General features: G+C 71.5%; 8 protein-coding genes. 1 reads left to right on the top strand and 7 read right to left on the bottom strand.

The features are described from left to right. Positions 1-112 precede the first annotated feature (112 nt). From AB0F81_RS48805 to AB0F81_RS48835, 7 genes are all read right to left on the bottom strand, one after another. Positions 113-712, bottom strand: coding sequence for a class I SAM-dependent methyltransferase (locus AB0F81_RS48805; RefSeq protein WP_360210877.1), 600 nt, complete (start codon positions 710-712; stop codon positions 113-115). A 226-nt stretch (positions 713-938) separates the two neighbouring features. Next, positions 939-1268 (bottom strand): carboxymuconolactone decarboxylase family protein, encoded by a 330-nt coding sequence (locus AB0F81_RS48810; RefSeq protein ID WP_360210879.1) that lies wholly within the window; start codon positions 1266-1268, stop codon positions 939-941. Between the two features lie 20 nt (positions 1269-1288). Further along, the gene (locus AB0F81_RS48815) at positions 1289-1846 is read right to left on the bottom strand and encodes a cysteine hydrolase family protein (RefSeq protein WP_360210881.1); all 558 of its coding nucleotides are present in this window, start codon (positions 1844-1846) and stop codon (positions 1289-1291) included. A gap of 10 nt (positions 1847-1856) precedes the next feature. Next, the gene (narI, locus tag AB0F81_RS48820; RefSeq protein ID WP_360210883.1) at positions 1857-2549 is read right to left on the bottom strand and encodes a respiratory nitrate reductase subunit gamma; all 693 of its coding nucleotides are present in this window, start codon (positions 2547-2549) and stop codon (positions 1857-1859) included. A 2-nt stretch (positions 2550-2551) separates the two neighbouring features. Further along, positions 2552-3175, bottom strand: a complete 624-nt coding sequence (gene narJ, locus AB0F81_RS48825; protein WP_360210885.1) for a nitrate reductase molybdenum cofactor assembly chaperone — start codon at positions 3173-3175, stop codon at positions 2552-2554. Further along, positions 3172-4653, bottom strand: coding sequence for a nitrate reductase subunit beta (gene narH, locus AB0F81_RS48830; RefSeq protein WP_360210887.1), 1482 nt, complete (start codon positions 4651-4653; stop codon positions 3172-3174). Before narH ends, narJ begins: the two co-directional genes overlap by 4 nt. Then, a complete protein-coding gene (locus tag AB0F81_RS48835) occupies positions 4653-8243 on the bottom strand; it encodes a nitrate reductase subunit alpha (RefSeq protein ID WP_360210891.1) in 3591 nt (1196 codons plus the stop codon). Before AB0F81_RS48835 ends, narH begins: the two co-directional genes overlap by 1 nt. A gap of 164 nt (positions 8244-8407) precedes the next feature. Here AB0F81_RS48835 and AB0F81_RS48840 point away from each other — a divergent pair. Further along, on the top strand, positions 8408-8856 hold a 449-nt coding region (locus tag AB0F81_RS48840; RefSeq protein WP_360210889.1), incomplete at its 3' end, for a LacI family DNA-binding transcriptional regulator.

Consider the following 8856-nt stretch of genomic DNA (forward strand, 5'->3'; position numbering starts at 1 on the left):
GCCGGCGCGGCGCCGACTCGCCCGCGCCGGCCGTCCGTTACGGCGTCCTACTGGCCGGTTGCCGGCGGCCGAGGCATTCACTTCCGCCCCCGGCTGGTCAGTGAGACGCGACCTACGCCGGGGTGGGGCGGAGGACTGCCACCAGGAAGTCGGCGTCCGGAGTCCGCGGGCGCAGGTCCCACGTGCTCAGCAGCAGGTCGGCTGTCAGGCCGGCGGTGGCCGCGTCGGTGAGGAAGTCGTCGAACTCGTAGCCGCGGCCGGCGCCGAACCCGATCACCGCGCGGCCCTCGGCGGTGAGATGGCGGGCGAAGCGGCGCAGGATCTCGACCCGGGAGCTGGGCGCGGCGAAGGTCATCACGTTGCCGGCGCAGACGACGACGTCGAAGCGATCGGGAAGGTCGAGTTCGCTCAGGTCGCCGACCTGCCAGTCGGCGCCGGGATGGTTCTGCTGGGCCTCGGCGATCAGCTCGGGGTCGAGGTCGACGCCGGTGACCTTGTGGCCCGCGGCCGCGAGATGACCGCCGACCCGGCCGGTGCCGCAGCCCGCGTCGAGGATGCGGGCGCCGCGGGGCACCATGGCGTCGATCATCCGGGCCTCGCCGGCCAGGTCGTCGCCACGGGCGGCCATCTCCCGGAAACGGTCGATGTACCAGCGGGAGTGACCCGGGTTCTCAGCGATCTTGCGCAGCCAGAGATTGTCGGTGTCGGTCATCGGGCGGTCTTACCTCTTCCTGGCCGATGGAGGCGAATACGAGCTTGAACGGTCGCGGCCGCGGGCGAAGCCCGCCGCAGCTGGTGCGGGTGGCCGCGGGCGAAGCCCGCCGCAGTTGGTGGGCGCGGCCGCGGGCGAAGCCCGCCGCAGCGGGTGAGGGCCGGTCAGGTGACGGTTGCACACGCCGTCGATCAGGCCGGGGGCGGGGCGAGCGGGCACGGCGCGGTCAGCGGTCGGGCGCGGCGGAGGCCACCTCCTCGATCCAGCCGAGGGCGGCGACAGCGGTGGGGAAACCGCACGTCGTCACCGCGGCGAGGGCGACGGCCCGGACCTCGTCGAGGGTGGCGCCGTGCTGGAGGGCCTTGCGCACGTTGGAGCGCACCGCCCCCTCGGCCTCGGCGCCGATGGCGATCGCCAGTTTCAGCAGGCGGTCGGTGCGCTCGTCGAACGGGTTGCGCTCGCGGATGGTGCGGGCCAAAGTGCCCTGGGCCTCGGCCACCTCCGGGTAGCGCTCCAGGAACTGCCGGTAGACACCGGGCAGGTAGTCGTCGCTCATCGTCTCACCGTAGTCAGGGGTCAGCCGGCGAAGTCGACCTTCGCCGTTTCGGCGAGGGCGGCGGTGCGGCCGGGGGCGCTCTGCCACTGCCAGTAGAGGTTGGTGTGGGCGATGACCTGCTCGGGCGCGGGAGCGCCGTAGGCCGAGAGGTCCTCGGTGGTGTGCGCGTCGGCGACCAGGGTGACGTCATAGCCCCGGACGAAACCGCCGTGGATGGTGCTGCGGATGCAGGCGTCGCTCTGCGCGCCGGTCACCACGAGCCGGCCGACGCCACGCTCGGCGAGCAGGTCCTCCAGCTCGGTGGCCTCGAACGAGTCGCCGTAGATCTTGTGCACGAGGGGCTCGGCGTCACGGCGGGTCAGCTCCGGAACGTATTGCCAGGCGTCGCTGCCGCGGGCCAGGCCCTCGTCGTCGGAGTGCTGCACCCAGATCACCGGCACGTCTTCCGAACGGGCCCGGTCGAGCAGCGCGTTGATGTTGGCGATCACCTCGTCCCGGCGTGGCGCACCGGCGACCACACCGTTCTGCACGTCGATGACCAGCAGGGCGGTGTGCGGGCGGTCAGGCAGCGTCGTCATGCGCACCACCCTAGGCCCGGGGTCCGACACTTTTCAGCGGCCGCCGGTAGACCACGTACGGCCGCCACAGGTAGGCGAGCGGCGCCGACCACACGTGCACCAGCCTCGTGAAGGGCCAGAGCGCCAGGAACAGGAACCCGCCGAGGGCGTGCAGCTGGAAGACCAGCGGCGCGCCGGTCATCAGCGACGGGTCCGGCTGGAGGTAGAAGATCTGCCGGAACCAGACCGCCAGGGTCTCCCGGTAGTCGTACCCCTCGCCGAACAGGTTGATCACGACGGTGCCGCTCATCCCGAGCACGACCATCGCCGCCAGCGCCGCGTACAGGATCTTGTCCATGGTGGTGGTGACCCGCCGGACCCGGCCGCTGACGAACCGGCGCGCGATCAGCAGGGCCAGCCCGGCGACCAGCATGACGCCGGTGATCGTGCCGCCGGTGACCGACACCAGGTGGTAGGTGTGCTCGGAGATCCCCACCGCCGCGGTGAGCGAGGCGGGCACGAGCAGGCCCATCGCGTGCCCGGCGATCACCCCGAAGGCGCCCAGGTGGAACAGCGGCGAGCCGAGCCGCAGCAGCCGGTTCTCCAGGAGCTGGCTGGTGTGGGTGGTCCAGCCGAACTGGTCGTGCCGCCACCGCCACACGTGCCCGGCGACGAAGACCGCCAGGCAGGCGTAGGGCAGCACGACCCAGAGCAGGGTGTTCATCGTCAGACCTCCGCAGACGAGCAGGCCGGGTAGGGGGCGAGGTCCGGGCCGAGGCCCACGCTGTCGAGACCCACGGTCTCCAGCGGCGGGCCGTCGGCGGCGAGCGCCGCCACGGCAGCGCGATCAGCCTCGGTGAGATCAGGCAGGGCGGCGCAGACCTCGTCCAGGACCGAGGCGTACGGCGTACGCGTCTCGTGCAGTGCCGTGCGCAGCAGTTCGATGCCCTGCCGGTGCTGGCGTAACGGCGCCTCGCCGTCGCCGGGTCCCACCGTGGCCGCGAACTCGAGAACGACCGGCAGCAGGTCCGGCAGTTCCCCGTCGGCCAGGCGCAGCCCGTGCGCGCGGTACCGCTGCTTGAGGATGAGCAGCGCCATCCCCCGCTTGCGGGTGTCGCCGTGCAGGTAGTAGGTGAGGTAGAGCCCGGATCGCCGGCGCAGGTCGAAGGTCTGCACGTAGTGCCGCTGCGCCTCGATCGGGCTGACCGTGAGCAGCCAGTCCAGGAACCGTTCGAAGCCGTCGACCCCGGCGGCCGCCGCCCGCAGGTCATCACCCGCGGCGAGCAGCTCCTCGTCGGGGTAGCTGACCAGCAGAGCGGCGAGCTGGAAGATCCGCGAGCGGCCGGTCATCGGGGGCCGTCCGCACGGGCCAGCATCCCGGGGCCGCCCACGCTGTCGAGGGAACAGCCGACCTGCGCCTCGAGCTCGGCCGCGTCCCGGGCGTGCGCCGCCGGAACCACGTAACGCTCGTCGTACTTGGCGACGGCGAGCAGCCGGTACATCGCCTCGACCTGGTCACCGGTCATGCCGATGCCGTCGAGCAGCTCGGTGGCGACGGTCCCGTCCAGGGTGCGGGCGCGCATGTAGGAGCGCATCGCGGCCAGTTTCATCAGCACTCCCCCGGCGGCCGCGGTGTCCCCGGCGGTGAAGAGTGAGGCCAGGTATTCGACCGGTATCCGCAGGTCCTGGATGGTGTGGAAGATGTCGTCGGCGTCGGTGTCGTCACGCCCGGCGGCGCCGGCCGCGTCCAGCACCGGCGACAGCGGCGGCACGTACCAGACCATCGGCAGGGTGCGGTACTCCGGGTGCAGCGGCAGGGCGATCCGGTACTCGCTGATCAGCTTCCAGACCGGGGAGGCCATCGCGGCGTCGATCCACTCGGCGGGGTGGCCGGCGTCGCGGGCGGCCTGCTGCACGTCCGGGTCGAACGGGTCGAGGAAGACCGCGCGCTGGGCGTCGAGCAGGTCGGTCTCGGACTCCACCGACGCGGCGGCCAGGACGGCGTCCTCGTCGTACCAGAGAATGCCGAGATAGCGCAGGCGGCCGACGCAGGTCTCCGAGCAGATGGTCGGCTGACCCGCCTCGATGCGGGGGAAGCAGAGCGTGCACTTCTCCGCCTTGCCGGTGGCGTGGTTGACGTAGACCTTCTTGTACGGGCACGCGGTCACGCACATCCGCCAGCCGCGGCAGCGGTTCTGGTCGACCAGGACGATGCCGTCCTGCTCACGCTTGTACATGGCGCCGGACGGGCAGGCGGAGACGCAGGCCGGGTTGAGGCAGTGCTCGCAGATCCGCGGCAGGTGGAACATGAAGGTCTTCTCGAACTCGAAGGTGACCTTCTCCGCCATCCTCGCCAGGTTCGGATCGTCCTGACCGGACTGCCCGCCCAGCGAGTCCTCCCAGTTGGCGCCCCAGGTGATCGGCATCGGTTCGCCGGTCAGCGCGGAGTACGGCTTCTTGACCGGGGTGTCGTTCAGGCCGCCGGGCGCGTTGACCAGGACGTCCTTGTCGAAGGTGGCCGGCTCGTAGTAGTCGTCGATGGTCGGCAGGTCCGGGTTCGCGAAGATCCGGGACAGCCGCTTGACCCGACCGCCGGAGCGCAGCGCCAGCCGGCCCTTCGCGTCGAGTTTCCAGCCGCCCTTCCAGCGTTCCTGGTCCTCGTAGTGCTTCGGGTAGCCGATGCCGGGCTTGGTCTCGACGTTGTTGAACCAGACGTACTCGGTGCCCTCGCGGTTGGTCCACGTCTGCTTGCAGGTGACCGAGCAGGTGTGGCAGCCGATGCACTTGTCGAGGTTCATGACCATGGCCATCTGGGCGCGGATGCGCATCAGTACTCCACTTCCTGGGCGCGGCGGCGGATCACGGTGATCTCGTCACGCTGGCTGCCGATCGGTCCGTAGTAGTTGAAGGCGTAGGTGAGCTGGGCGTGGCCGCCGGCCAGGTGGGTCGGCTTGATCAGCAGCCGGGTCATCGAGTTGTGGTAGCCGCCGCGCCGGCCGGACTTCTCGGCCTTGGGGACGTTCACCGTGCGCTCCGGCGAGTGGTACTGGAAGACGGTGCCCTCGGGCATCCGGTGGCTGACCACGGCGCGGGCCACCACGACGCCGTTGCGGTTGTGCGCCTCGATCCAGTCGTTGTCGGCCACACCGATCTTCGCGGCGTCCTGAACGCTCATCCAGATCACCGGGCCGCCCCGGGACAGCGCCAGCATCAGCTCGTTGTCGTGGTACATGGAGTGGATCGACCACTTGGCGTGCGGGGTCAGGAACCGTACGGTCACTCCCCCGTCGACGGCCTCGCCCGGCCGGCCGAAGTGGCGGGCCATGTTGAGCGGCGGGCGGAAGCCCGGCAGCTGCTCGCCCAGCTCGGCCACCCAGTCGTGCTCGACGAAGAAGTGCTGGCGGCCGGTGATCGTGTGCCACGGCTTGAGCCGCTCCACGTTGATCGTGAACGGCGAGTAGCGGCGGCCGTCCTTCTCCGAGCCGGACCACTCCGGGCTGGTGAAGACCGGCTGCGGGGCCTCCTGCGTCTGCGCGTAGGTGATGTGGTCCTTCTCGTGGCCCTCGACGTAGTCGGTGAACCGCCGGCCGGTGCGTTTCTCCAGCTCGGCGAAACCGGCGTGGGCGACGCGGCCGTTGGTGGTGCCGGAGAGCGCGAGGATCGCCTCGCACATCCGGTCGGCGGTGGCCAGCGACGGCCGGCCGTCGAGCACGCCGTTCTGGTGCTTGAGATATTCGATCTCCGGGGTCACGTCGACGGTGATCGCCTTCGTGGTGGTGCCGAGCGTGTCGAGCAGCGGGCCGACCGTGCGCATCTTGCGGCCGATCTGCGTGTAGTCGCGCTCGATCGTGATCAGCTTCGGCATGGTCCGGCCCGGGACCGGGTCGCACTCGCCGAACTTCCAGTCGCGGACCCGGCCGCCGGGCATGGCCAGCTCGTCCGGGGTGTCGTGCTGCAGGGGCGCGGCGAGCACGTCGGTGCGCACGCCGAGGTGGTGTTCCGCCAGCTCGCTGACCTTGTCGGCCAGGGCCAGGAACGCGTCGTAGTCGGTGTGCACATCGCCGGGCGGTTCGACGGCCGGGCTGAACGCGTGCACGAACGGGTGCATGTCGGTGGTGGAGATGTCGTGCTTCTCGTACCAGGTGGCGGCGGGCAGGACGACGTCGGCGTGCAGGCCGGTGTTGGTCATCCGGAAGTCGATCGCGGTGAGCAGGTCGAGCTTGCCGACCGGGGCCTCGTCGCGCCAGGTCACGTCGCGCGGCCGGGCGCCGGGTTCACACTCGGTGGCGGTCGCCGACGAACGGACGCCGAGCAGGTGGCGCATGAAGTACTCGTTGCCCTTGCCGGAGGAGCCGAGCAGGTTGGCCCGCCACAGGGTGAGGCAGCGCGGGAAGTTCGCCGGGTCGTCCGGGTCCTCGGCGACCGGTTTCAGGGAACCGTCCCGCAGCGACGCGACGACGTAGTCGGTGACCGGGACGCCGGCCGCGGCGGCGTCGTCCGCCAGATCGAGCGGGTTGCGGTTGAAGAAGGGGTGACCCGGGCTCCAGCCCATCCGCTGCGCGGCGGCCACCGTGTCGGCGAAGGCCATGCCCTTGAACCGCCCGGTGCCCAGCGGTGAGGACAGCTCGTCGGCCGGGACCCGCTCGTAGCGCCACTGGTCGGTGTGCAGGTACCAGAACGGGGTGGACGCCTGGTGCCGCATCGGCCGCTGCCAGTCGAAGGCGAAGCTCATGTGCTGCTGGCCGGTGATCGGGCGGGCCTTCTCCTGGCCGACGTAGTGCGCCCAGCCGCCGCCGTTCACGCCCTGGCAGCCGGTGAGCGTGACCAGCGAGATGAAGGCGCGGTAGGTCATGTCGGAGTGGAACCACTGGTTCGCGCCGGCGCCGAGCACGATCATCGACCGGCCGCGGCTGCGCTCGGCGTTGCGGGCGAACTCGCGGCCGATCCGGGTGGCGAGCATCGCCGGTACGCCGGTGATCCGCTCCTGCCAGGCCGGGGTGTTCGGCGAGTCCGCGTCCGCGTACCCGAGCGGCCACTCGCCCGGCAGGTCACCGCGGCGCACCCCATAGGTCGCCATGACCAGGTCGAACACCGTGGTGACCAGGTGCTCGCCGACGCGCCGGACCCGGACGCCGCGCCGGATCGTGGAGCCGCCCTCGGTGTCGCCGACGTCGAAGCGGGCGAGCTCCACCTCCACCGCGTCGTCCGAGGAGATGCCGAGCGCGGGCACCACGCCGTCCAGGTCGAGGTTCCAGCGGCCGGGTTCGGCATAGCGGAAGCCGAGCGAGCCGTTGGGGACGACCAACTCGCCGGTGCGCTCGTCGATCAGCACGGTCTTGTGCGTGCCGTCCGGGTCGCCGAGGTCGGCAGCGGTGAGGAAGCGGTCCGCCCTGCCGTTCTCCAGCACGACCAGGAACGGCAGGTCGGTGAACCCGCGGACGTAGTCCTGGAAGTAGGGCACCTGACGGTCGACGAAGAACTCCTTCAGGATCACGTGGCCCATCGCCATGGCCAGGGCGCCGTCGGTTCCCGGGTGCGGCGCGAGCCAGTCGTCGGCGAACTTCACGTTGTCGGCGTAGTCCGGCGACACCGCGACCACCTTCGTGCCCTTGTAGCGGGCCTCGGCCAGGAAGTGCGCGTCCGGGGTGCGGGTCACCGGGATGTTCGAGCCCCACATCATCAGGTAGGTGGCGTTCCACCAGTCGCCGGCCTCGGGCACGTCGGTCTGGTCGCCCCAGATCTGCGGGGAGGCGATCGGCAGGTCGGCGTACCAGTCGTAGAAGCTGAGCAGCGTGCCGCCGAGCAGCGCGTGGTAGCGGGTGCCGGCCGCGAACGAGGCCATCGACATCGCCGGGATCGGCGAGAAACCGACGACGCGGTCCGGCCCGTATTTCTTCGTGGTGTAGACGTGCGCGGCGGCCATCAGCTCGATCGCCTCGTCCCAGGTGGCCCGGACGAACCCGCCGCGGCCGCGCTGCGACTTGTAGGCCAGCGCCTTCAGCGGGGTCTCCACGATCTCCGCCCACGCGGCCACCGGGTCACCCAGGCGCTGCCGCGCCTCCCGGAACATCTCGGCCAGAACCCCACGCAGGTACGGGTGCCGCACCCGTGACGGCGAATACTCGTACCAGGAGAAACTCGCCCCGCGCGGACAGCCCCGCGGCTCGTAGTCGGGCGCGTCCGGCCCGGTCGTCGGATAGTCGGTGGCCTGGTGCTCCCAGGTGATCAGCCCGTCCGAGACGAAGACGTTCCACGAGCACGAGCCGGTGCAGTTGACCCCGTGGGTGGAGCGGACCACCCGGTCGAAGCGCCACCGGTCCCGGTAGAACGCCTCCCACTCCGTGCCGCCGGCCTGGTGCACGGTCCGGCCGTGGTCACCGACCGTCTCGCGGGTGAGGAAGCGGCGCGCGGCCAGCAGCGGGGCCGTGCCGGGGACGGTGTCGATGGCGGGTTCTGATGACACGGTGGGGTTCCTCTCGGGCCGGCGCTCGACGCACGTCCAGCCTCGTCCGGCCGGGCCGGGGTGACCTGTGCCGCCGGGCCCGGGCAGCCCGGGTCCAAAGTCCCGTATCTTCGTCTCCCATGAGCACCGAGCAGCGCAACGCCAAGCTCGCCGAGGTCGCCCAGCGCGCCGGCGTCTCGATCGCGACGGCGTCACGGGTGCTCTCCGGGCGGGGCCCGGCGTCGCCGGCGAGCCGCGAGGCGGTGCGCCGCGCCGCCGCCGAGCTGGGGTACGTGCCGCACCCGGTGGCCCAGCGCCTGGCGCACGGCGACGGCACCCGCATCGTGTTCGCGGTCCGTGACCGCCGCACCGACATCCTGCGCGACCCGTTCGTCACCCGGGCGGCCGCCGCGATGTCGGTCGCGGCCGAGCCGAGCGGGCTCGGGGTGTCGCTGCGCCGGCTGCCGCTGGACGCGGCCGCCGACCTGGCGTCGATCGCGGCCGACCGCAGCGTCGCGGCGGTGGTGCTGGCCGGCCACGACCGAGCCATGCTGGACCGGCTGCCGGCCGCGCTGCGCGGCCGGACCGC

The sequence above is a fragment of the Actinoplanes sp. NPDC024001 genome (genome assembly GCF_040638955.1).
In the GTDB taxonomy this organism is placed as follows: domain Bacteria; phylum Actinomycetota; class Actinomycetes; order Mycobacteriales; family Micromonosporaceae; genus Actinoplanes.